This window comes from Arthrobacter sp. D1-29, assembly GCF_054130585.1.
The window spans coordinates 1850087-1871032 of the sequence record NZ_CP096383.1 but is presented as its reverse complement, the minus strand read 5'-3'; the positions used below and the strand labels follow the sequence as shown (position 1 = coordinate 1871032).

Genomic DNA, 20946 nt, shown 5'->3' with positions numbered 1-20946 from the left:
ATTCAGGGCCCGGGCAGAATTTCCGCAAGACGCCAGCGCCCATTGGCGGATACAAGCACCAACCGTAGCTCCTGGGCCGCCCCCGCCGGCGCCGCGGCCACGATCGCCCCCGTTCCGTCCGTTTCCTGATAGGAGGACGTTGCGGAGGTGACAGTAACCACGGCACGGCTGGACGAGTGCCCCGGCTGGACATCTGAACGGGAGATCGTGCTGGTGAAACCGGCCAGGACATGGCCCGAATCCCTCAGCCGCACCCTGACCCGCTCATCTGCGGCAAAGGCGGCCGAACCGGGGGCATTAACCTGGTCGAGAAGCTCCAGGCGCCCGGAACTGAAGGCCCGGGCCCTGATCCACGCAAGCGCATGCACAGCTTCGGCCGGGTTGGCCGAATGAAGCTGGGCGGCGACGTCTTCCGGTATATCCAGGTCCCCAGAGGTTCCGGTCCTCCCCGTGGGATCGGACCCATCCGCGGCTGGCTGCGGGCGCGCAGAGGGCGCACTGTTGCCGGCGGTAAGCGATGGCCCTGCGCCGGCGGGTCCAAAGGCACCAGCGGCCCAAATGGCGCCCGCCAATACCGCCACGGCTGCCCCCGCCGGCTGCAGGATCCCCCGGGGGCGGCCTTCCCGGGGCATCACCGACCGGTTCTGCAAAGCCGTCCTCACCTGAAACTCCTGGCGGCTCTGGGTTCCCCGCGTGGAATGCCTTCCCCGCACAGCCGGAGCAGTTCGGTCATGCTGCGGCGGAGTGGTGGCCGGCTCGTCCCGTGTTCGAGGAGTGCCGGCCGGCTCGTCCCGTGCTGGAGGAGTGGCGGCCGGCTCGTCTGTTGGACGAGTAGCGACCCGTTCCTTTCCCATGGGAGGAGCGGCTGCAGGCTCGGTTCCCACGGGAAAGGGCAGGACCTGCCGGGCACCAAGCAGGCCGGACCATCGCGACGTTGAGAGCCTTCGATGCCAGGAGCGGAGAGTTTTGCCTGCCGCGCTGCCAGGACGGTCAGGGATGCGGCGCCTGGTCAACAGCTCAGGAATGACGGTCGCATGGACCGACCCGGCGAGGTCAACCGGCAGCGGTGCGGCACTGCGGTAAATGGACGTGGCCAGTTCAAAGGCCGTGGGCCGCAGCCGCCGGTCGTCGCTGAGGCCGGACTCCAACGCCGCGGCAAGCTCTGCCGGGACGTCGGGGCGCAGGAGGGGCAGTGGCGGCCGGTCCGCAGTTCTCCTGGGCGGCTCGCCGGTGAGGCAAAACCACCCCAGCGCAGCCACCGAATACACGTCACGCTCCGGCTGGAGACCTGCCCGCATGGTATCGATGGGGGCCGGATCCATAAACCCGTCCGTTCCGTCCCAGGCAACGGCCGCGGCATCCCCCACCAGCCGGGCAACCCCCAAGTCGGCGAGCATGGGTTTGCCGTGGCCTGTGAAAAGCACGTTTCCGGGTGAGACATCGGAGTGCGTAAAACCCCTGCCGTGAAGATATCCAAGAGCCTGGGCAATGGGCGTCAATACCGTCACCGTTTCGCCTACTGTGAGCTTTCCGCGGCTGCTCACCAGTTGGCCCAGGGAGCCCCCCGGGGCATATTCCATTAGCAGTCCCAGGCCCGGGCCGGGGCCGCCTGCACCGGGACCAGCAGGAGTGTCAGGAGCAGCGGGAGTGCCGGGAGCCCCAGGGGTGGCCGGAGCAGCAGGGCGCGGGCGCTCCAGCGAAAGGCTCACAACGTCGTGGGCCTTGATGAGGTGCTGGTGATCGAGCACGGAGAGGATGCGGATTTCACGACGGACTGCCTCCTCCTGGGTGGCAACCTCGGAGAGGCCATCGGGGGGCGATTCTGCCAGCAGGCATTTCAGCGCAAAATCCCGGCCGGAGCGTGCTTCGGTAACCAGCCAAACACTGGAACTCGCGCCCCGGCCCAGTTCCCGCCCCACGGTAAAGCCGGGTACATCGGGGACACTGAAATCATCCATGTCCTATGTCTAGCGGAATCCGGCCATTCCTGCAGAAGTTATCCACAGGCTGTCCCGGCGGGAAAGAGGCCGTCGGTTCGGATGAGAGGTTGCACACTTAATCCGGAACGATGCTGGCCGGGGTCTAAGCTGGATGCCATGACTCTTGAGTTTTCCACGCTGGGTCTTGCACCGGATTTCGTTGATTACATGAAGGGCTGGGACATCCAGCGCGAACTCCATGACAAAGTCGTCGCAGCCGGGGCGCCCAGCACAGTCCTCATCCTTGAACATGCCGCCGTCTATACAGCCGGGAAGCTGACAGAAGAGCACGAACGTCCATTTGACGGGACGCCCGTGGTGGCCGTTGACCGTGGCGGCAAACTCACCTGGCACGGGCCTGGCCAGCTGGTGGCCTATCCAATCCTCAAGCTGAAAAACCGGTCCGGCATCCGTGACTACGTTGAGCGGCTGGAAGCCATGATGATCGCCGTCATGGCTGATTACGGCATCAACGCAGAGCGCATCAAGGGGCGCGCAGGCGTGTGGATTAAGGCTGACAGCAAGGGCCCGGACCGGAAGATCGCCGCCATTGGCATCCGCGTCCTGGACGGGGTCACAATGCACGGAATTGCCATCAACTGCAACAATGATCTGGCACCTTATGCCCAGATCATCGCCTGTGGCATCACCGACGCCGGCGTCACCACGATGTCCATCGAAGCCGGCAGGAACATCTCCCCGGGCGATATCGCGGACCGGCTCGTCGAAGAATTCCGCAAGCATGAAGAAGCACTCGTTTCAAGCCCCGAAGGAGCTCTACTGTGACACTGGCACCAGAAGGCCGGAAGATGCTGCGCATCGAACAGCGCAACGCGGCCACCCCGGTGGAACGGAAGCCGGACTGGATCAAGGCCAAGGTCCAGATGGGTCCCGAGTTCGTCCAGCTGAAGAACCTGGTCAAGAAGGAAGGCCTGCACACCGTGTGTGAGGAGGCCGGCTGCCCGAACATTTTTGAGTGCTGGGAAGACAAGGAAGCCACGTTCCTGATCGGCGGGTCCGAGTGCACCAGGCGCTGTGACTTCTGCCAGATCGACACCGGCAAGCCCTCGCCGGTGGACATGTTCGAACCCACCAAGGTGGCCCGGTCCGTGCAGGCCATGCAACTGCGCTACGCCACCGTCACCGGCGTGGCCCGGGATGACCTCGCCGACGAAGGCGTCTGGCTGTACGCCGAGACGGTCCGCAAGATCCACGAACTGAACCCGGGCACCGGCGTCGAGCTTTTGATCCCGGACTTCTCCGGCAAGCCCGAGCACATCGAGGCGATCTGCGATTCAAAGCCTGAGGTGTTCGCGCACAACGTCGAAACCGTGCCGCGGATCTTCAAGCGCATCCGCCCGGCCTTCCGCTATGACCGGTCCCTGGATGTCATCACGCAGGGCCGGAACCTGGGCATGGTCACCAAGTCCAACCTGATCCTTGGCATGGGTGAAACCCGTGAGGAAATCTCCGAAGCCCTCCTTGACCTGCACGAGGCAGGCTGTGACCTGATCACCATCACCCAGTACCTGCGCCCGAGTGAACGGCACCTTCCGGTGGACCGCTGGGTCAAGCCGCAGGAATTCGTGGACCTCCAGGACGAAGCGATCGAGATGGGCTTCCTGGGTGTGATGTCCGGGCCGCTGGTCCGCTCCTCCTACCGTGCCGGCCGGCTCTGGGCCACAGCGATGCGCAAGAAAGGCTGGGAAGTCCCGGCCGAACTGGCGCACATCGAATCCTCGGGCAGCACCCGCCAGGAAGCCAGCTCACTGCTCGCAGCGCACTCCTGACCCGCCCATTTAGTGGTGCCGAGGGCCGGTGCCGGAGAATCTTCGGCGTCCGGCCCTCAGGCATCAATCACGTAGAATTAAGGCACTATGGCGAAATCCCCTGATTCCAGCAGCAGCACTCCCGCGGCAAGTGACGCCCCGAAGCGTGGCCTTTTCTCGCGCAAGCCAAAAGAAGCAAAAGTCAAGAAGCCAAGCCGGCTAAAGCAGATCGGCGAAGTCTTCAACATGACCCGCCGCCACGATCCCATGGTCCCGTGGCTGATGCTGCTGGTGTTCCTCGGCGTTGTGGCCGTCAGCTTCCTGGTGGGTTTCTGGCTGGAGAACTGGATCACCGGCCTCATCATCGGCATCCCGCTGGGCCTGCTCGGCGCCACGCTGATCCTGTCCAGGCGGGCCGAACGTGCCGCGTTTGCCCAAATCGAGAACCAGCCCGGCGCCTCCGGTGCCGCCCTCGGCACGCTGAAGCGCGGCTGGATCACTGAGGATCAGCCCGTATCGGTGAACCCGCGCACCCAGGATGCCGTGTTCCGCGCCATCGGCCGCCCGGGAGTTGTCCTGGTCAGCGAAGGGCCCAGCCACCGGGTCAAGCCGCTCATTGAGGCGGAACGCAAGCGCCTCGCGCGGATCCTCCCCAACGTCACCATCCATGTGATCGAAAGCGGCCGTGGCGAGGGACAGGTCCCCATCAGCCAGGTAGCCAAGAAAATGGGCAAGCTGAACAAGGAACTCACCAAGCTCGAGGTCAACGCCGTCTCCAAGCGCATTTCCTCGCTGGGCAGCCGCCTCCCCATCCCCAAGGGCATCGACCCCTACAAAGCGCGTCCCAACCGCGGACGCTAGCAGGCACCTGGATCTACGAACCGCCCCGGTTTCCGGCTCAAACCGGCCACCGGGGCGGTTTTTGTCTGTATGACGGTTCCAGCCGGCCAAGCCCTGAACAAACCCATTTTGAGATTGGACACCACATGAAGATGCCCCTGAAGACTGCAGTAATCCGCGCGTTCCGCATTCTGGCCATCGCAGAGGCAGTCAGTTGGGCGGCCCTGCTGGTGGGCATGTGGTTCAAATGGATCGCCAAGACCAGCGAGCTTGGGGTAGAGATTGCCGGCCCTGTCCACGGTGCACTGTTCGTGGGCTATGGCATCGCCGCTCTCGCCCTCTGGCGGCTCCAGCGCTGGTCCTTCCCCGTGGCCCTGTTCGCCGGGCTCTCGGCTGTTTTCCCGTTCGCCACAGTGGTTTTTGAGCGCTGGGCCGGAAAACGCGGACACCTCAGCGAAAACGAGACAGTTGCGGAAGACTCGCTGGAAACGGCCGGCGTCTAGGCCCAGGCAGTCCCTCTACTAGCCGGGCTGCCCACGCGCGCGCGGCGGCAGGCAAGCGCTGGCACAGGCAAGCAGGGGCCAAGCAGGGGTCAAGCAGGGGTCAAGCAGGCAAATGCTACATCCGGATGAGGACGGTGTTCATCGCCTTGTCATGCAGGCCGCGCTGATCGGGATCGAAGATGACGGCCGGGATCACAAGACACAGCAGCAAAGCGCGGACCACGCCAGCCAGCGGCCCCGGCGTTCCGCCGCCGAGACGCACCACATGGATGCCGGCCACGCGGTGTCCGATGGTGTAGCCGAGGGTTCCCACCAGCAGCATCTGTTCCGCGGCAAAGACGGCAAGGGTTGCCCACGAGTCCCCGCCAAAGACGAAGTTGCTGATCAGCAGCGCCACACCCCAGTCAATAAAGATGGCAACGATGCGCCGTCCTGCCCTGGCAATCGATCCCGGTCCCGATTCGGGAAGGCCCAACCGCTCCCCCGGGTATTTGGAGATGCCTGAAGTGTCCGGTCCGGTGAGCCAGGAGCCAATGTCTTTACGATCTACCACCGTCCCAGCTTAGCGACTCACTAAGGTTCACAGTGTGGAACCCGTTAGACCACCATCTGGACATTCGATAGCGTTGCATATCAGGGCTTTCTGTAACCTCCCCGAAACAATGTGGACACGGACGGGAAATGCCGCATCCATAGGGTGGTAGCAGTTTCAAGCAATCCTTCAAAGCAGGGAAACTCTGCGTTTCCCTGCTTTACGATTGCGCTGGATCAGATGGCTTGCCAGCCAGATTTTACATATGCGTAAGGAGCATAGATGTTCAAGACTGCGGACGAAGTCCTCAAGTTCATCCAGGACGAAGATATTAAATTCGTCGATATCCGCTTCACGGACCTTCCGGGCGTCCAGCAGCACTTCAACGTGCCGGCCAAGAGCGTTGACGCAGACTTCTTCGTCAACGGACAGCTCTTCGACGGATCCTCCATCCGTGGTTTCCAGGGCATCGCCGAATCCGACATGCAGCTCATCCCGGACGTCACCACCGCATTCCTGGACACCTTCCGTATGGAAAAGACCCTTGCGCTGAACTTCTCCATCGTGAACCCCCGCACCGGGGACCCCTACCACCGCGACCCCCGCGGTGTGGCCGAGAAGGCTGAAGCCTACCTCGCGTCCACAGGCATCGCGGACACAGCGTTCTTCGCTCCCGAGGCCGAATTCTTCGTCTTCGACAACGTCCAGTACCAGTCCACCCCGCAGGGCAGCTTCTACAAGATCGACTCTGAAGAAGCACACTGGAACACCGGCCGCGAAGAAGAAGGCGGAAACCTCGGCTACAAGACCCCCGTCAAGGGCGGTTACTTCCCGGTTTCCCCCACCGACAAGCAGGCGGACCTCCGCGACGCGATGTGTGTCGCCCTGGACGAGGCCGGCCTTGAGGTCGAGCGCAGCCACCACGAGGTGGGCTCCGCCGGCCAGGCTGAAATCAACTACAAGTTCACCACGCTGACCCACGCGGCCGATGACCTGCAGAAGTTCAAGTACGTCGTCAAGAACACGGCCGACGCCTGGGGCAAGTCCGTAACCTTCATGCCGAAGCCGGTCTTCGCTGACAACGGTTCCGGCATGCACTGCCACCAGTCGCTGTGGAACGGTGGCGAGCCGCTGTTCTACGACGAGAAGGGCTACGCCGGCCTCTCTGACATGGCCCGCTGGTACATCGGTGGCCTGCTCAAGCACTCCTCCGCCGTACTCGCCTTCACCAACCCGACGGTGAACTCCTACCGCCGCCTGGTCAAGGGCTTCGAAGCTCCGGTCAACATGGTCTACTCGCAGGGCAACCGCTCCGCCGGTATCCGTATCCCCATCACGGGCACCAACCCCAAGGCCAAGCGCATCGAGTTCCGCGCTCCGGACCCGTCCTCCAACCCGTACCTGGCGTTCGCTGCCCAGCTGATGGCCGGCATCGACGGTATCCGCAACCGCATCGAACCCCCGGCTCCGATCGACAAGGACCTCTACGAGCTCCCGGCCGAAGAAGCCAAGGACATTCCGAAGGCTCCGGGCACGCTTGAGGAAGCGCTGACTGCACTGGCAGAGGACAACGAGTTCCTCCAGGCCGGCGGCGTCTTCACCCAGGACCTGATCGACACCTGGATCGAGTACAAGTACGAGAACGAGATCCGTCCGCTCTCCCTGCGCCCGAACCCGTACGAGTTCGAGCTGTACTACGGCGTCTAGTCAGCTCATGCGGCAGCACGGCGCTTAGTACGCAGACAGCCCGCAAGAACTGAAACAAAGATGTGGCCGGTCCCTGGCAATAAGGGGGACCGGCCTTTTCTGCGTTCAGGAACAGCTACAGCAGCAGCAGGATCTTAGTTCTGGGAATCCTCATGGGGCATCCACGTTGCCAGTGCCTCCGTTGGGCCCGCTTCCCGCAGTGCGTGCCTGAAGGTCAACACGTATCTCCCCCCAGGAAGTTCGATCGGGAAATCAGGCGTTTCGCGGAGATCGGACGTCCCGTCCTTGTCGCCGCCTTGGTAGGTCACGTTCAGTTTCATAGTCGCAACCGTAGAACACCGGCAGGCCTTAAGAAAGACCCCGCCTTGAGAATGACCCCCGCACGTAGAAAGACCCGGCACAACCCTTTGGCTGACGGCCTCCGTTTCGCCCACAAAAAGTCCGTACAGACTGCCAGTTCGACAGTCTGTACGGACTTTTGCGCACCCACCGCCTGCCGTGCAGGCGGTGGGTGCTGACTCGAAGGTGGGAGCTGACTCCAGACGTGCTGAGACCGGGAGCCAGCCCCCTAGCGATGCTCCCCGAGACGAAGACTTTGCAAGCCTTCCCCCCAACAAGGTTTGAAGAACACCACCATCCACATAATCGGGCAATCCCGCGCCGCAGGCAATGCCTCTCACCGGAGCGTTACGTTCCGGTTATCCAGCGCTGCCCGGGTAATCGAAACTCCGGTACATGGTCCGCTGTGGCCCGGACCCGCCGCCAAGATACTCGCCGTGGTCCACGAACCCGGCCCGGCGGTAGGCCGCAAGCCCTGCCGCATTGCGGACGTTGACGGAGAGTACGACGCCGGCCTCGCCGCCTTCCAGCCGCGCCGTCAGTTTTGCTGCGGTTTCCACGGCCTTGGCGGCAGCCAGAGGCCCCAGCCCCTGTCCCTGCCACCTTCTGTCGATGAGGAACCCCCGCAGCAGCCAGGCGGACGCGTCGTCCGGCCACCCGGCCAGCCGGGCCGCGCCGGACTGCAGGGTCAGAACACCGACGGCTTCCCCTCCTGCCTCAATGACATAGGGCCGCCGGGAATCCTCGGCCAGGCCAGCCAGCATCATGCGGAGGGGATCACCAACAAAATCGTTCTGCCCTGCGGCGAGTTCCAGGCCCGCGACGGCACCCAGCTGGATGGCGCGGGCGTCAGCGTCAAGGTCCTGGAGTGAAATCAGCCAGACAGGCTGCTGCACCGGCGTTCAGGACTGCGGGCCGGCGGTGTCTTCCGCAGGCGCGCTTTCGGGAGGCGGACCGGCGGGGTCCATCCACATGACCTCCCAGAGGTGCCCGTCCGGGTCCTGGAAGCTGTGGTTGTACATAAAGCCATAGTCCTGGACTTCCTGGGACGGTGTGCCCCCGGCGGCCAGCGCCTTCCGGACTGTCTCGTCTACAGCTTCCTTGCTGTCAACGGAGAAGGCCATGATCGCCTCGGTGGAGGTGGCGGCGTCTGCGATCTCCTTGGACGTGAAGGTCTTGAAGAATCCTTCCACCAGAAGCATCACGAACGCATTGTCGTTGACGATCATGCACGTTGCGTTCTCGTCCGTGTAGTCCGGGTTGAAGGAAAAGCCGAGGGTGGTGAAGAAATCCACCGACCTCTTAAGGTCCTTCACGGGCAGGTTGAAGTAGATTTGAGTAGCCATGGGCTCAACGTAGCACCGGCCGCCGTGGGTGTCAGCCTCCGGGGCCTGGCGTCATGCTAATGGCCGTAGAAAACCTTCTCGAAAACGGCCCGGGCCCGCCGGCTAAGGCGAAGATAGTCTTCCTCGAGGGCGGCCGCCTGGCCAGGTTCGTAGCCACACCAGCGTGCTACGGCTTCGAGATCCCGCCGGGACGACGGCAGCAGGTCAGAAGCCCTGCCACTCCAGATGACGTTGGCGGACCTGATCCTGCTGGCCAGCCGCCAGGCGTCCGCCAGCAGCCGGGCATCGGCCTTGGCAAGCAGGTCCAGGGAAGCCGCCGCCTCAAGTGCCTCCACCGTCGACGTTGTCCGCAGGGCCGGGTGTTTTCCTGCGTGCTGAAGCTGGAGGAGCTGCACCAGCCATTCGACGTCGCTCAGTCCTCCGCGTCCCAGTTTCAGGTGCCGCGCCGGATCGGCTCCGCGCGGCAGCCGTTCGGCTTCCACCCGCGCCTTGACCCTGCGGATCTCCCGGACATCCTGCTCGGAAATCGACTCCGGATACCGGATCGGGTCGATGAGGTCAATGAAGTCCTGGGCCAGCCGGTCATCCCCGGCCATGGGCCGTGCCCTCAGCAGGGCCTGTGCCTCCCAAATGAGGGACCATCGCCGGTAATACTCCGCGAAGGAATCCAGCGAGCGGACCATGGCGCCGCTCTTTCCTTCCGGCCGCAGATCGGCATCCACCTGCAGCACCCGCTCGGCCATGATGGCAGGCTTGAGCGGCTGGGTGAGCAGGCTGGACACTTTGGCCACAATCCGGGCTGCCTGTTGCTGGGCTTCCTCCTCGGTGTAACCGGGCACTGCACGGTGGACGTACATCACGTCCGCGTCGGAGCCGTACCCGATCTCCCGTCCGCCCTGGCGCCCCATGGCCACCACCAGCACGGCTGTCTTCAGCGGTTCCTTGGCGGAGACGATTCCCTCAGCCACCCGGAGTGCGCCCAGCACCGCGGCCCGGTCAGTGTCGGCAAGGGCGGCACCCACCTGCTCCTGGCCCAGCAACCCGGCCGAATCGGCGATGGCAATCCGGAGGATCTCCCGGCGCCGAATCAGCCGGATTAGCCGCATGGCGCTCTCCGGATTGGCGTGCCGGGACATCTTGGACGTTATTTCCTGCCACTGCGCCTCAAAGCTCAGCGGCGCAAGCTCCTTGTCGTCGCCCAGCCATTTGACAGATTCAGGCGACACTTCCAGCAGGTCCGCTATCAGCCTCGAGTTGGAGAGCACATGGCACAGCCGCTCCGCCGCCGCCGTCGAATCGCGGAGCATGCCAAGGTACCAGTGCGTGGTTCCAAGGGTTTCACTGACGCGCCGGAAAGCCAGCAGCCCGGCGTCGGGATCAACGCCCTCGGCAAGCCAGTCCAGGAGGATGGGCAGCAGCTGCCGCTGCAGTGCCGCCCGCCTGCTGACGCCTGCCGTGAGCGCTTCAATGTGTCGCATGGCGCCCTGCGGATCACGGTAGCCCAGCGCGGCGAGGCGCCCCTGGGCGGCTTCCGGCGTCAGCCGTGCATCCTCGGTGCTGAGCCTGGCCGCGGTATTCAGCAGCGGACGGTAGAAGATCCGCTCGTGCAGCTCACGGACGGAGCGTTTCGTCTTCTGCCATGCTGCCAGCAGGGATTCAGGATGGGGCCGCTCGTTGGAGAACGGACCCAGGACTGCCTTGGCCAGGGAGCGCAGGGCCGCCTCGCTGACGGGCATCAGGTGGGTGCGCCGCAGCTGGAACAGCTGGATCCGATGCTCCAGCAGCCTCAGGTACCGGTAAGCCTGGTCAAACCCTGCGGCGTCTGAGCGGCCAATGTAGCCTCCTGCGGACAGCGCCGCGATGGCTGAGGTGGTATCCCGGCAACGAAGCGACTCGTCCGATTTTCCGTGCACCAATTGCAGCAGCTGAACCGTGAATTCAACGTCACGGAGGCCGCCGCGGCCGAGTTTGATCTGCCGCTGCTCCTCGGTGGCGGGGATGTGTTCGGTCACCCTGCGCCGCATCGCCTGGACCGACTCAACGAAGCCGTCCCGACCTGCCGAACTCCAGATCAGCGGGGCCACCGCCTTTTCGTAGCGTTCACCCAGTCCGGTATCTCCCGCGATGGTGCGGGCCTTCAGAAGCGCCTGGAACTCCCAGCTTTCGGCCCAGCGCGCGTAGTAGCTCTCGTGTGAGGCCAGGGTCCGCACCAGTGGGCCGGACTTGCCTTCCGGCCGGAGGTTCGCGTCCACCTCCCAGAGCCCGGGTTCCCTGGCGATGGAGGAAATGGCCCGCGAGATTCCGGTGGCCAGCGCCGTTCCAATGGTGTTGCCGCGCGCATCGTCCAGTTCACCGCCATCCATGACGTAGATGACATCGACGTCGGAAATGTAGTTAAGCTCGCGCGCTCCGCATTTGCCCATGCCGATCACTGCCAGGCCAACGTCAGCCACCTCGCTTGCGCTGAACTGCGCTGCCGCCTCCGCCCGCGAAACTGCCAGGGCCGCTTCGATGGCGGCACCGGCCAGATCAGCCAGTTCGGCGCCGACGGCCGGCATGAAGTCCAGGGGGTCCGCGGCGCACAGATCCTTGACGGCGAGATCCACCACTCCCCGGCGGTACGCCGTCCGAAGCGCAACGTAGGCATCCGTACCGGTCAGTCCGGCCACCGGCCTTGCTGCCCGGGGATCGGCCCGCACGGACCTCAGGAGGGCAGCGCGGAGCTGTTCCGCGTCCGCGCCGAGCGGCTCGGGGCTGGCGGTCACGTCGAACGCGTCAAGATGCTCCGGATGCCGGATGAGGAACTCGCCAAGCGCCTCCGAAGCCCCCAGGACACGGTAAAGCGGCTCGCTTGTTTCAGGATCTGCCCCGGCCAGGTCCCGCAGGGCCGGATGTTTTTCGATCAGCCGCACCAACGACTGGAGGGCTGTGTCCGGATTCGCCGCCATCTGCAGGCCCGCGAACAGCTTGTCCTGGTCCAGGCCATCCAGTTCGCGGGCAGCCAGAAACCGCTCGCCCTTCTCCAGGTCACTGAAGCCGGCCGAAATGAGACGGCGGGCAAGGCTCACCGTTGCCGCCTAAAGGATTCCCAGGTTGCGCTGCAGTTCGTACGGCGTCACCTGGAGCCGGTAGTCCTGCCATTCGGCCCGTTTGTTGCGCAGGAAGTGCTCAAAGACCTGTTCCCCCAGAATCTGGGGCAGCAGCTCGGACTCTTCCATGGACCGGATGGCATCGTGGAGGCTCGCTGGCAGCGGGTCATGCCCCATGGCCCGGCGTTCGGCTGAGCTCAATGACCAGACGTCGTCTTCGGCGGCGGCGGGCAGCTCATACCCTTCCTCGATCCCCTTCAGGCCGGCGCCGAGCAGGACGGCGTAGGCGAGGTACGGGTTGGCGGCGGAATCAATGCCGCGGTATTCGATGCGCGCGGACTGCCCCTTGCCTGGCTTGTACAGCGGCACACGGACCAGCGCCGAGCGGTTGTTGTGTCCCCAGCTCAGGTAACTGGGCGCTTCACCGCCGCCCCAGAGTCGCTTGTAGGAGTTGACGAACTGGTTCGTCACGGCCGTGAACTCCGGGGCGTGCTTGAGGATACCGGCGATGAACTGGCGGGCGGTTTTGGACAATTGGAATTCGGCGCCGGCCTCGTAGAACGCGTTGGTGTCCCCCTCGAACAACGAAAAATGCGTGTGCATCCCTGAGCCCGGGTGCGCCGTGAAGGGCTTGGGCATAAACGTTGCGTAGGTGCCCTGCTGCAAAGCAACTTCCTTGATGACCGTGCGGAACGTCATGATGTTGTCCGCTGTCTGGAGGGCATCCGCATACCGAAGGTCGATCTCGTTTTGCCCCGGACCGGCTTCATGGTGGCTGAACTCCACCGAAATACCGACTGATTCCAGCATGGTCACTGCCGTGCGGCGGAAATCCTGGGCTACGCCGCCGGGCACATGGTCGAAGTAGCCGCCCTCGTCAACCGGGACCGGCGAGCCGTCGGGGCCGGGTTCCTGGGATTTGAGGAGGTAAAACTCGATTTCGGGGTGTGTGTAGCAGGTAAAGCCCATGTCCGCGGCCTTGGCCAGGGTGCGCTTGAGGACGTTTCGGGGGTCGGCCGCGGAGGGCTCGCCGTCGGGCGTCAGGATGTCGCAGAACATCCGGGACGTCTGCTCCGTCTCACCGCGCCAGGGCAAAATCTGGAACGTGGAGGGGTCGGGCTGGGCCAGCATGTCCGACTCAAAGACCCGCGCAAGACCCTCAATGGCGGAGCCGTCAAAGCCGAGGCCTTCCTCGAAGGCCCCCTCCACCTCTGCCGGTGCCAGAGCCACCGATTTGAGCGAACCCACGACGTCGGTGAACCACAGGCGTACGAACCGTACGTCGCGCTCTTCGATTGTGCGCAGGACAAACTCTTGCTGGCGGTCCATGAAGCCTCTTCTCCGGTCAAACGTTCACACTCCGGGTCCGCACAGGGGGAAGCCGGAAGCAGTTCACCATCACCTTACTAAGCAATTGCCACCAATGCGGGCGGCGGCACCCCCCGTAACACAGCGTTAACAACCCCTCGGCACTCAACACAGCCGCTGAGGGGCAGGACAAGCTTGCCGGCGGAGCTCCGGAGCCGGCGAATATGACGCGAATCACCTGACCCGGGCCCAAAGCCGGTAGCTCGGACTGCGGGTGCCGCACTACGCTCTTGCCATGGCCTCAAGCAATAGTTCCGACTCCCGCGCGTCCGCTGAAGTACCCGCACCCTATGGAAACGGCCCTGCCTCCGTTCCCTCGGCGTCGTCGGAATCGGCTGCCAAGCCGGCAGCGAAAGTCCGCATCCACCATCTGCAGCAGGCCAAGCGGGACGGCACCCGCTTTGCCATGCTGACGGCCTATGAGCAGTACACCGCTGAGATCTTCGACCAGGCCGGCATCGAGGTGCTCCTGGTGGGCGATTCGGCGTCGAACAATGTCTTTGGCAATGAAACCAGCCTTCCCGTCACGGTGGACGAGCTCCTCCCGCTCTGCCGGGCCGTGGCGCGCGCCGCGAAGCGTGCCCTTGTAGTCGCGGACCTGCCCTTCGGCAGTTATGAGGTGTCGCCGGAGCAGGGTGTCGCCACCGGCGTCCGCTTCCTCAAGGAAGGACTGGCGCACGCCGTCAAGATCGAGGGCGGCAAGTACTACGCCGAAACTGTGCGCGCCATGGTGCAGGCCGGGATTCCGGTTATCGCGCACATCGGCTTCACCCCTCAGAGCGAGCACTCGCTGGGCGGCTATCGGGTACAGGGCCGCGGAGATGATGCCCAGCGGCTGATCGAAGACGCAGTGGCCCTGGCAGACGCCGGCGCGTTCTGCGTACTCATGGAGATGGTCCCGGCGGAGACCGCCGCCGCCGTTGACGCCGCGGTAAGCGTGCCCACCGTCGGAATAGGCGCGGGCAATTCCACCACGGGGCAGGTGCTGGTCTGGCAGGACATGGCGGGACTGCGCGGCGGGCGAATGGCGAAATTCGTCAAGCAATACGCGGACCTTCGCACCAGCCTCGGCGATGCAGCAAAAGCCTACGGCGACGACGTCCGTTCAGGCACCTTCCCCGGCCCGGAGCACTCCTTCTAAGGCCGGTTTCCGGTGGCCTAGTCGTCTTCCTCGCCCTTTTCCCAGGCCTCGTTGCGCGCCCGCACCTTCTCCAGGGCGTGCTCGGCCTCTTCCCGTGTTTTGTACGGGCCGATCAGCTGGCTCCAGTCGGAGAGTTTGTCCTCTTCCACCTCGTGGGTGTTTACGTTGTACCAGTACTCAGTCATCGTTGCTCCTCGTTCCGGCCGGCAGGGGACCCCCACGTGACCCACGTAACGTTTACCCCTACGCGGGCAGGTTGCGGCCTCCAGTTACTTGGCGTTCTGCGCTGCCTTATATGATCAATCTATGCCTTCCCTAGCCTCGACTGCACCCACCGGCACCCTAACCCGGGGAACCGTCAGCCCGCAGCTCCCCGTTCCCGCTTCTATCCCGCGGCCGGAGTACGTGGGTAAGCCGGGTCCGGCTAAATTTACGGGCTCCGAGGTCAAGACTGCGGAAACCATCGAGAAGATCCGGGTGGCCAGCAGGATTGCGGCGCAGGCAATTGTTGAGGTGGGCAAGCACATAGCTCCGGGCGTTACCACGGACCAGCTGGACAAGGTGGGCCACGAGTTCCTGCTGGACCACCATGCCTATCCGTCCACCCTTGGCTACCGCGGATTCCCGAAGTCCCTGTGCTCTTCCCTGAACGAGGTCATCTGCCACGGCATTCCGGACAGCACGGTGGTCCAGGACGGCGACATCATCAATATCGACATCACCGCGTTCATCAATGGGGTGCACGGTGACACCAACTACACCTTCCTCGTCGGCGGCGTCGACGAGGAATCGCGCCTGCTGGTTGAACGCACCCGGGAATCCCTCAACAGGGCCATCAAAGCCGTGGCGCCCGGCAGGGAGATCAATGTGATCGGGCGCGCCATCGAGTCCTACGCCAAGCGTTTCGGCTACGGTGTGGTGCGGGACTTCACCGGCCACGGCGTGGGTGAAGCATTCCACACCGGCCTCATCATCCCCCATTACGACGCCGCTCCGGCCTACAACACCGTCATTGAGGCAGGCATGGTTTTCACCATCGAGCCGATGCTGACCCTCGGGACCGTGGAATGGGATATGTGGCCGGATGACTGGACGGTTGTCACCAGGGACCGCAAGCGGACAGCACAGTTCGAGCACACCCTGCTCGTGACCGAGTCCGGCGCCGAAGTCCTGACCCTGCCCTGACAACCCTGTAACCGGTCAGCCCCTAGGGCGACCTGCCCTGCCCGCCCACTGCCACGAACGGAAGTACATTGGCCAAGAAGGACGAGAAGTCGCACAAGAACGCCCCGCTGATCGGCATCGACATCGGCGGCACGGGAATCAAGGGCGGCATTGTCGACCTGAAAAAGGGCAAGCTCCTGGGCGAACGGTTCCGTGTGCCCACGCCGCAGCCGGCCACTCCGGCGGCCGTCGCCGAAGTGGTGGCGCAGGTTGTGGCAGAGCTGTCCGCCAGGCCGGAGGCCCCGGAGCCGGACTCGCCCGTTGGTGTCACGTTCCCCGGCATCATCCAGCACGGCGTGGTCCTTTCCGCGGCCAACGTTGACAAGAGCTGGCTGAACACTGACCTGGATGCGCTGCTCACGCATCGGCTGGGCCGGCCGGTTGAGGTCATTAACGACGCCGACGCCGCGGGGCTGGCTGAGGCACGCTACGGTGCCGGTGAGGGCGTGAACGGCACGGTCCTGGTCATCACGCTGGGCACCGGAATTGGCTCAGCTTTTATCTTCGACGGCAGGCTGGTGCCCAACGCCGAACTCGGCCACCTGGAAATCGACGGCTTCGATGCCGAGACCAAAGCCTCGGCAGTTGCCCGTGAGCGTGACGGACTCAGCTGGGAGGAGTACAGCGTGCTGCTGCAGCGCTACTTCTCCCATGTGGAGTTCCTCTTCTCCCCTGAGCTGTTCATCGTGGGCGGCGGCATCTCCAAGCGCGCTGACGAATACCTGCCCAACCTCAAGCTCCGGACGCCAATCGTCCCGGCGGAGTTGAAGAATGAGGCGGGGATTGTCGGCGCCGCCCTCGAGATCGCCGTGAAGCACAAGCTCGTCAAGTAACCATGGAGAGTGCTGCCGTGGGCACCCCCGGCGTGATGGTCGTGACGGGTGCCAGCCGCGGGATCGGTGCGGCCATAGCCCGGCGGGCCGCCGTAGCTGGATACAGCGTGGTTCTGAACTATTCAGTGGATGCAGAGGGTGCGCGCTCGGTGGCGCAGGACATCATGAACGACGGCGGCACCGCCGTCGCCATTGAAGCGGATGTCAGCGATGCTGCCGCAGTGACAGCCCTGTTCGATGCCGCGACGCGTCTGGGCCGGCTCTCTGCGGTGGTGAACAATGCCGGCATTACGGGCAACCTGATCGGCAAACTTGCCGACGTTCCGGCCGAGACAGTCCGCCGCGTGATGGACGTCAACGTGTCTGGCCTGATCTTTGTCTGCCAGGAGGCCGTCCGCAGGCTGTGCACGGACGGCGGCGGCACCGGCGGTTCCATCATCAACATCTCCTCCACGGCCACCAAAGCCGGTTCCCCGGGAACCTGGGCCCACTATGCCGCGTCCAAGGGCGCGGTGGACGTCCTCACTGTGGGGCTGGCTGCAGAGGTGGCAGACCAGGGAATACGCGTCAACTGCGTCGCTCCGGGCAGCACGAATACAGGCCTGCATGCAGCCGCGGGCATGCCGGACCGAGTCGAGCGGCTGAATGCCACCATTCCGATGGGACGCGGGGCTGAACCGGATGAAGTGGCCGCGGCTGTTCTGTGGCTGATGTCGGCCGAGGCCGGCTACATCACCGGCGCCATTCTCCCTGTCTCGGGCGGGCGTTAGCCCGCAGGCCATGGGCAGGCTGCGGCAAGGGCAAGCGGCAGCAGCTCTGGCAGCCGATGCCTGCATCGGGATCTGACGGCAAGGGAGCCGGGGACAACAGGCACCTGGTGCCGGTGGTGGCTGCGGCTTCCCCTCCGCTGCCACCACCGGAGCTTACAGTGGGCTCTTTTCGGAGCTTTTGGCGCCCTTGGCGCCCTTTTCCACGAGGTTCTTGGCTTCCTCTTCGGACTCATGGCGGAGCAGCGAAATGGCCGTCTCGAAGTCTTCCAGCGACTCGAAGGCCTGGTAGACGCTCGCGAAGCGAAGATAGGCAACCTTGTCCAGCTTCTGAAGGGGCCCCAGGATGGCCAGGCCAACCTCGTGGGCGTCGATTTCGGCTGCTCCCGAAGCCCGGATCTGTTCCTCGACTTCCTGGGCGAGGAGCGCAAGGTCGTCCTCGCTGACCGGGCGGCCCTGGCAGGCTTTGCGCACACCGTTGATGACCTTGCTCCGGCTGAAGGGCTCCCCCACACCGGAACGCTTGATAACGGAGAGGCTGGTGGTTTCCACGGTGGTGAACCTGCGGCCGCATTCAGGGCATTGCCTGCGGCGCCTGATGGCGGAACCGTCGTCAGCCATCCGGCTGTCAACAACGCGGGAATCCGGATTGCGGCAGAACGGACAGTACATGGTGTCCCTCTCTCGCTCTCTTGCACAACTTTCTTGCACGGTGTACTTACACGGCGTTCTTGCAGGACGGATATGCCGGATCTTTCGCTATTAGTCTATGACTAGATGTAGCGGAATAACAAGCCTGTAATTACTACATGTAGTAGTCACAGCCACAGCCTGTAGTAATTACTGCAGCCGTTGCTGAACGGGCCGCCCCGGTCCCGCCGCTGGCGTCAGTGGGCTCCGGGGTTCGCGAAGCGTGCCGTTACCGCCTGGCCGTGGGCCGGCAGGTCCTCTGCCCCGGCCAGGCTGACGATGTGTCCGCTGACCTCCTGCAGTGCGGCCCTGCTGTAGTTCACCACCTGGATGGCCCGAAGGAAGGTAGTGACATTCAGGCCGGAGGAAAATGCCGCCGTCCCGCTGGTGGGCAGCACGTGGTTTGAACCTGCGCAGTAATCCCCCAGGCTGACCGGGCTGTAGTCTCCGACAAAGATGGCTCCGGCGTTGCGTATCCGCGACGCCACGGTGGCCGCGTCCGCCGTCATGATCTCCAGGTGTTCGGCGGCGTACGCGTCACAGGCGGCGATGCCCTGTTCAAGGTCCTCCACCAGGACTACGCCCGACTGGGGACCGGAAAGCGCCTCGCGGACCCGCTGGGAGTGTTTGGTGGCCGCCGCCTGCCGGTCGAGTTCAATGCGTACCGCGGCGGCGAGTTCCTCGGAGTCGGTGATGAGGACCGAAGCAGCGTTGGGATCGTGCTCAGCCTGGCTGATCAGGTCCGCGGCTACCAGGGCGGGCTGGGCGGAGCCGTCAGCCAGGATGGCTATCTCAGTGGTGCCCGCTTCCGAGTCGATTCCCACCACACCCTTGACGAGCCGCTTGGCTGTGGCCACGAAGATGTTTCCCGGGCCCGTGACCACGTCCACGGGTTCCAGTGCAGGTCCGGCGTCTGTTGCATCGATTCCATAGGCAAAGGCAGCAATCGCCTGGGCGCCGCCAACGGCGTACACCTCTTCTATGCCCAGGAGTGCGGCCGCCGCGAGGATGGTGGGGTGCGGCAGTCCACCGAAATCCTTTTGTGGCGGCGAGGCGAGGGCAATTGATTCCACTCCTGCCGCCAGTGCAGGCACAACGTTCATGATCACCGAGGAAGGATAGACGGCCAGTCCGCCCGGGACATACAGCCCCACCCGTGCGACGGGTACCCAGTTCTGGCTCACCAGAGCGCCGTCGCCAAGTTCGACGTCGATATTCCGCGGGCGCTGCCCGTCGGCGAAACGCCGGGCACGGCTGATGGACTCTTCAAGGGCGCTGCGTACTGCCGGGTCAAGACCCTCCAGGGCCTGGGCGAGCGCCTCGGGAGGCACCCGGGGGTGTTCCTGCTGCACGCCGTCCAGCCGCAACGCAAGGTCGCCGAGCGCACGGAATCCCCGTGACCGGACGTCGGCGATGATGTCCAGGACCTTTTGCTCAGCATCCGCCACCGTGTGGTGCTGCGCCCTGGGGACGGCGGCACGCAAGCCGGCGAGTGTCAGGCGGCGGCCCCGGAGATCAACCGTTCGGAAGTCTACGGCTGGGGCACGTGTGGCGGCAGGGAGGTCAGGAGAAATGGTCACCGGATCATTTTACGCGTCGGCGGCTTTGCTTCCCGCGAAAGGTCCGCTGTATCTGTCCCTGTCCTCGTAGCCATCGTCCTCAAGGTAGGGTTTCTGCTTCAGCAGGTTCAGCAGGCTGATGGCAAAGACAGCCACCGCTGTGGCCGCCGGCCACAGCAGAAGCACCGACATGGACCGGAGTGAGAAGGCAACATTCGCGTGGAGCGAGGGGTCTGCGGGGGTACCCCATACCTTGCCAGCGAAGATACCGGCCTGCCACGCCATCAATGCTCCGATAAGGCCACCGGCAAGGGCAAAAAGCAGGTCCTTTTGTCCATTCCTGCGGGTTTTATCCGCCAGGAAAACACCCACCAGGCAGCCGGCAAAAACGAAGAGGCCGGCAAGGGTCAGATCGCGCAGCAGCCAGACCTCGGGATTTGTCCCTTCCGCTAGTGAAGGGTTTCGGGTCATCAGATTCAGGCCGCCGGGAGCCAGGATCCACCACAGCATGCCCACGGGGATTCCAGCCGCGGACGCCACGGCAAACCAGGTCCAGGCCGGGCGGGAGGAGCGCCCATGGGTGCGTCGTGTCATGAAACAAACCTTAACAAATGTTTATGCCTCTCAATCCACTGACGTAGCGGGTAAAGCGATTCCTTGCTGCGACAACACGGCCATACCCTTGAGATAGAGTCCAGTCGCATTAAGTTACCGCAGGGAGTTCGTTTACCGTGACCGCAGACCATGCACCGTTCGAGCGTACGTTCAGGGAAATGTTCCGGCGCCATGCCGCAGGCGTGGCCATTATCACCGTGAACTACCAGGGCGAGCCCTACGGTTTCACCGCCACCTCGGTGGCGTCGCTGTCGGCCCAGCCGCCACGGTTTACCTTCAACATGGCCCGCAGTTCCAGTTCATGGCCCGCCATAGCCAACACCACCCATATCGGCCTCCACATGCTGGGCCTCGAGAACCAGGCCCTGGCCGAACGCTTCGCCCGTACCAAGGACCGGTTCGGCGGTGACCACTGGGAACTGGGTCCGCACGAAGTTCCCGTGCTTAAGGATGTTGCCGGCTGGCTGATAGGCAAGATCCAGATGCGCTTGTCGTTCGAGAATAATGCGGTGGTGGTTGTTGAAGTGGTGGACGGTCTGGTGGGTGAAGACGGCTCGCCGCTCCTCTATCACGCCGGCGGCTACAGCCAGCCAGTTCCGCTGGACTACGAGATTTAGCAGACCCAGGATCCGGTTGCCGCCGTGC

General features: G+C 64.1%; 21 protein-coding genes. 10 read left to right on the top strand and 11 right to left on the bottom strand.

What is annotated here, in order from left to right:
* Positions 1-2: 2 nt before the first annotated feature.
* Positions 3-1958 (bottom strand): protein kinase domain-containing protein, encoded by a 1956-nt coding sequence (locus tag M1E17_RS08705; protein ID WP_457966764.1) that lies wholly within the window; start codon positions 1956-1958, stop codon positions 3-5.
* Between the two features lie 138 nt (positions 1959-2096).
* On the opposite strand from M1E17_RS08705, the gene lipB reads away from it, so the two are divergent.
* The 4 genes from lipB to M1E17_RS08685 all read left to right on the top strand — a co-directional run bounded on the left by lipB (position 2097) and on the right by M1E17_RS08685 (position 5091).
* Entirely contained in the window at positions 2097-2765 is a 669-nt protein-coding gene (gene lipB, locus M1E17_RS08700) for a lipoyl(octanoyl) transferase LipB (protein WP_457966763.1), read from the top strand.
* Positions 2762-3769: a lipoyl synthase gene (gene lipA / locus M1E17_RS08695; protein WP_457966762.1), complete on the top strand. Its 1008-nt coding sequence runs from the start codon at positions 2762-2764 to the stop codon at positions 3767-3769. The genes lipB and lipA overlap by 4 nt, the downstream gene beginning before the upstream one ends.
* Before the next feature lie 87 nt (positions 3770-3856).
* Positions 3857-4609, top strand: a complete 753-nt coding sequence (locus M1E17_RS08690) for a DUF4191 domain-containing protein (RefSeq protein ID WP_457966761.1) — start codon at positions 3857-3859, stop codon at positions 4607-4609.
* Positions 4610-4740: 131 nt separating this feature from the next.
* A complete protein-coding gene (locus M1E17_RS08685) occupies positions 4741-5091 on the top strand; it encodes a DUF3817 domain-containing protein (RefSeq protein ID WP_457967651.1) in 351 nt (116 codons plus the stop codon).
* Positions 5092-5206: 115 nt separating this feature from the next.
* On the opposite strand, the gene M1E17_RS08680 is transcribed toward M1E17_RS08685, so the two are convergent.
* Positions 5207-5644, bottom strand: a complete 438-nt coding sequence (locus M1E17_RS08680; protein WP_457966760.1) for an RDD family protein — start codon at positions 5642-5644, stop codon at positions 5207-5209.
* Positions 5645-5905: 261 nt separating this feature from the next.
* Here M1E17_RS08680 and glnA (M1E17_RS08675) point away from each other — a divergent pair, with 261 nt between their 5' ends.
* The gene (glnA, locus tag M1E17_RS08675; protein WP_267278615.1) at positions 5906-7330 is read left to right on the top strand and encodes a type I glutamate--ammonia ligase; all 1425 of its coding nucleotides are present in this window, start codon (positions 5906-5908) and stop codon (positions 7328-7330) included.
* Between the two features lie 134 nt (positions 7331-7464).
* On the opposite strand, the gene M1E17_RS08670 is transcribed toward glnA (M1E17_RS08675), so the two are convergent.
* The 5 genes from M1E17_RS08670 to glnA (M1E17_RS08650) all read right to left on the bottom strand — a co-directional run bounded on the left by M1E17_RS08670 (position 7465) and on the right by glnA (M1E17_RS08650) (position 13433).
* Complete coding sequence (locus tag M1E17_RS08670; protein WP_457966759.1) at positions 7465-7650, bottom strand: hypothetical protein; 186 nt, start codon at positions 7648-7650, stop codon at positions 7465-7467.
* 378 nt (positions 7651-8028) lie between these two features.
* On the bottom strand, positions 8029-8565 hold the full coding sequence (locus M1E17_RS08665) for a GNAT family N-acetyltransferase (RefSeq protein WP_457966758.1): 537 nt from the start codon (positions 8563-8565) through the stop codon (positions 8029-8031).
* A gap of 6 nt (positions 8566-8571) precedes the next feature.
* On the bottom strand, positions 8572-9015 hold the full coding sequence (locus tag M1E17_RS08660) for a VOC family protein (RefSeq protein ID WP_457966757.1): 444 nt from the start codon (positions 9013-9015) through the stop codon (positions 8572-8574).
* A gap of 56 nt (positions 9016-9071) precedes the next feature.
* A complete protein-coding gene (locus M1E17_RS08655) occupies positions 9072-12083 on the bottom strand; it encodes a bifunctional [glutamine synthetase] adenylyltransferase/[glutamine synthetase]-adenylyl-L-tyrosine phosphorylase (RefSeq protein WP_457966756.1) in 3012 nt (1003 codons plus the stop codon).
* A gap of 9 nt (positions 12084-12092) precedes the next feature.
* Positions 12093-13433: a type I glutamate--ammonia ligase gene (gene glnA, locus M1E17_RS08650; protein WP_457966755.1), complete on the bottom strand. Its 1341-nt coding sequence runs from the start codon at positions 13431-13433 to the stop codon at positions 12093-12095.
* 274 nt (positions 13434-13707) lie between these two features.
* Here glnA (M1E17_RS08650) and panB point away from each other — a divergent pair, with 274 nt between their 5' ends.
* A complete protein-coding gene (panB, locus tag M1E17_RS08645; RefSeq protein WP_457966754.1) occupies positions 13708-14613 on the top strand; it encodes a 3-methyl-2-oxobutanoate hydroxymethyltransferase in 906 nt (301 codons plus the stop codon).
* A gap of 17 nt (positions 14614-14630) precedes the next feature.
* Here panB and M1E17_RS08640 read toward each other — a convergent pair whose 3' ends face one another.
* Positions 14631-14798: an SPOR domain-containing protein gene (locus M1E17_RS08640; RefSeq protein ID WP_267278606.1), complete on the bottom strand. Its 168-nt coding sequence runs from the start codon at positions 14796-14798 to the stop codon at positions 14631-14633.
* A 121-nt stretch (positions 14799-14919) separates the two neighbouring features.
* On the opposite strand from M1E17_RS08640, the gene map reads away from it, so the two are divergent.
* The 3 genes from map to M1E17_RS08625 all read left to right on the top strand — a co-directional run bounded on the left by map (position 14920) and on the right by M1E17_RS08625 (position 17440).
* On the top strand, positions 14920-15798 hold the full coding sequence (gene map / locus M1E17_RS08635; protein WP_457966753.1) for a type I methionyl aminopeptidase: 879 nt from the start codon (positions 14920-14922) through the stop codon (positions 15796-15798).
* Between the two features lie 68 nt (positions 15799-15866).
* Entirely contained in the window at positions 15867-16670 is an 804-nt protein-coding gene (gene ppgK / locus M1E17_RS08630) for a polyphosphate--glucose phosphotransferase (RefSeq protein ID WP_457966752.1), read from the top strand.
* A 17-nt stretch (positions 16671-16687) separates the two neighbouring features.
* The gene (locus M1E17_RS08625; protein WP_457966751.1) at positions 16688-17440 is read left to right on the top strand and encodes an SDR family oxidoreductase; all 753 of its coding nucleotides are present in this window, start codon (positions 16688-16690) and stop codon (positions 17438-17440) included.
* A gap of 153 nt (positions 17441-17593) precedes the next feature.
* On the opposite strand, the gene nrdR is transcribed toward M1E17_RS08625, so the two are convergent.
* The 3 genes from nrdR to M1E17_RS08610 all read right to left on the bottom strand — a co-directional run bounded on the left by nrdR (position 17594) and on the right by M1E17_RS08610 (position 20280).
* Positions 17594-18109, bottom strand: coding sequence for a transcriptional regulator NrdR (gene nrdR / locus M1E17_RS08620; protein WP_457966750.1), 516 nt, complete (start codon positions 18107-18109; stop codon positions 17594-17596).
* A 215-nt stretch (positions 18110-18324) separates the two neighbouring features.
* Positions 18325-19707: a histidinol dehydrogenase gene (gene hisD / locus M1E17_RS08615; protein ID WP_457966749.1), complete on the bottom strand. Its 1383-nt coding sequence runs from the start codon at positions 19705-19707 to the stop codon at positions 18325-18327.
* 9 nt (positions 19708-19716) lie between these two features.
* Positions 19717-20280, bottom strand: a complete 564-nt coding sequence (locus M1E17_RS08610) for a hypothetical protein (protein ID WP_457966748.1) — start codon at positions 20278-20280, stop codon at positions 19717-19719.
* Positions 20281-20459: 179 nt separating this feature from the next.
* On the opposite strand from M1E17_RS08610, the gene M1E17_RS08605 reads away from it, so the two are divergent.
* Entirely contained in the window at positions 20460-20918 is a 459-nt protein-coding gene (locus tag M1E17_RS08605) for a flavin reductase family protein (RefSeq protein WP_457967649.1), read from the top strand.
* Positions 20919-20946 lie beyond the last annotated feature (28 nt).

What these genes read in the sequence shown, in the direction of transcription:
- M1E17_RS08705 (WP_457966764.1), bottom strand. Translation starts at nt 1,958, where the DNA reads ATGGATGATTTCAGTGTCCCCGATGTACCCGGCTTTACCGTGGGGCGG.
- lipB (WP_457966763.1), top strand. Translation starts at nt 2,097, where the DNA reads ATGACTCTTGAGTTTTCCACGCTGGGTCTTGCACCGGATTTCGTTGAT.
- M1E17_RS08690 (WP_457966761.1), top strand. Translation starts at nt 3,857, where the DNA reads ATGGCGAAATCCCCTGATTCCAGCAGCAGCACTCCCGCGGCAAGTGAC.
- M1E17_RS08685 (WP_457967651.1), top strand. Translation starts at nt 4,741, where the DNA reads ATGCCCCTGAAGACTGCAGTAATCCGCGCGTTCCGCATTCTGGCCATC.
- glnA (WP_267278615.1), top strand. Translation starts at nt 5,906, where the DNA reads ATGTTCAAGACTGCGGACGAAGTCCTCAAGTTCATCCAGGACGAAGAT.
- M1E17_RS08670 (WP_457966759.1), bottom strand. Translation starts at nt 7,650, where the DNA reads ATGAAACTGAACGTGACCTACCAAGGCGGCGACAAGGACGGGACGTCC.
- M1E17_RS08660 (WP_457966757.1), bottom strand. Translation starts at nt 9,015, where the DNA reads ATGGCTACTCAAATCTACTTCAACCTGCCCGTGAAGGACCTTAAGAGG.
- glnA (WP_457966755.1), bottom strand. Translation starts at nt 13,433, where the DNA reads ATGGACCGCCAGCAAGAGTTTGTCCTGCGCACAATCGAAGAGCGCGAC.
- panB (WP_457966754.1), top strand. Translation starts at nt 13,708, where the DNA reads ATGGCCTCAAGCAATAGTTCCGACTCCCGCGCGTCCGCTGAAGTACCC.
- M1E17_RS08640 (WP_267278606.1), bottom strand. Translation starts at nt 14,798, where the DNA reads ATGACTGAGTACTGGTACAACGTAAACACCCACGAGGTGGAAGAGGAC.
- map (WP_457966753.1), top strand. Translation starts at nt 14,920, where the DNA reads ATGCCTTCCCTAGCCTCGACTGCACCCACCGGCACCCTAACCCGGGGA.
- nrdR (WP_457966750.1), bottom strand. Translation starts at nt 18,109, where the DNA reads ATGTACTGTCCGTTCTGCCGCAATCCGGATTCCCGCGTTGTTGACAGC.
- M1E17_RS08610 (WP_457966748.1), bottom strand. Translation starts at nt 20,280, where the DNA reads ATGACACGACGCACCCATGGGCGCTCCTCCCGCCCGGCCTGGACCTGG.
- M1E17_RS08605 (WP_457967649.1), top strand. Translation starts at nt 20,460, where the DNA reads ATGTTCCGGCGCCATGCCGCAGGCGTGGCCATTATCACCGTGAACTAC.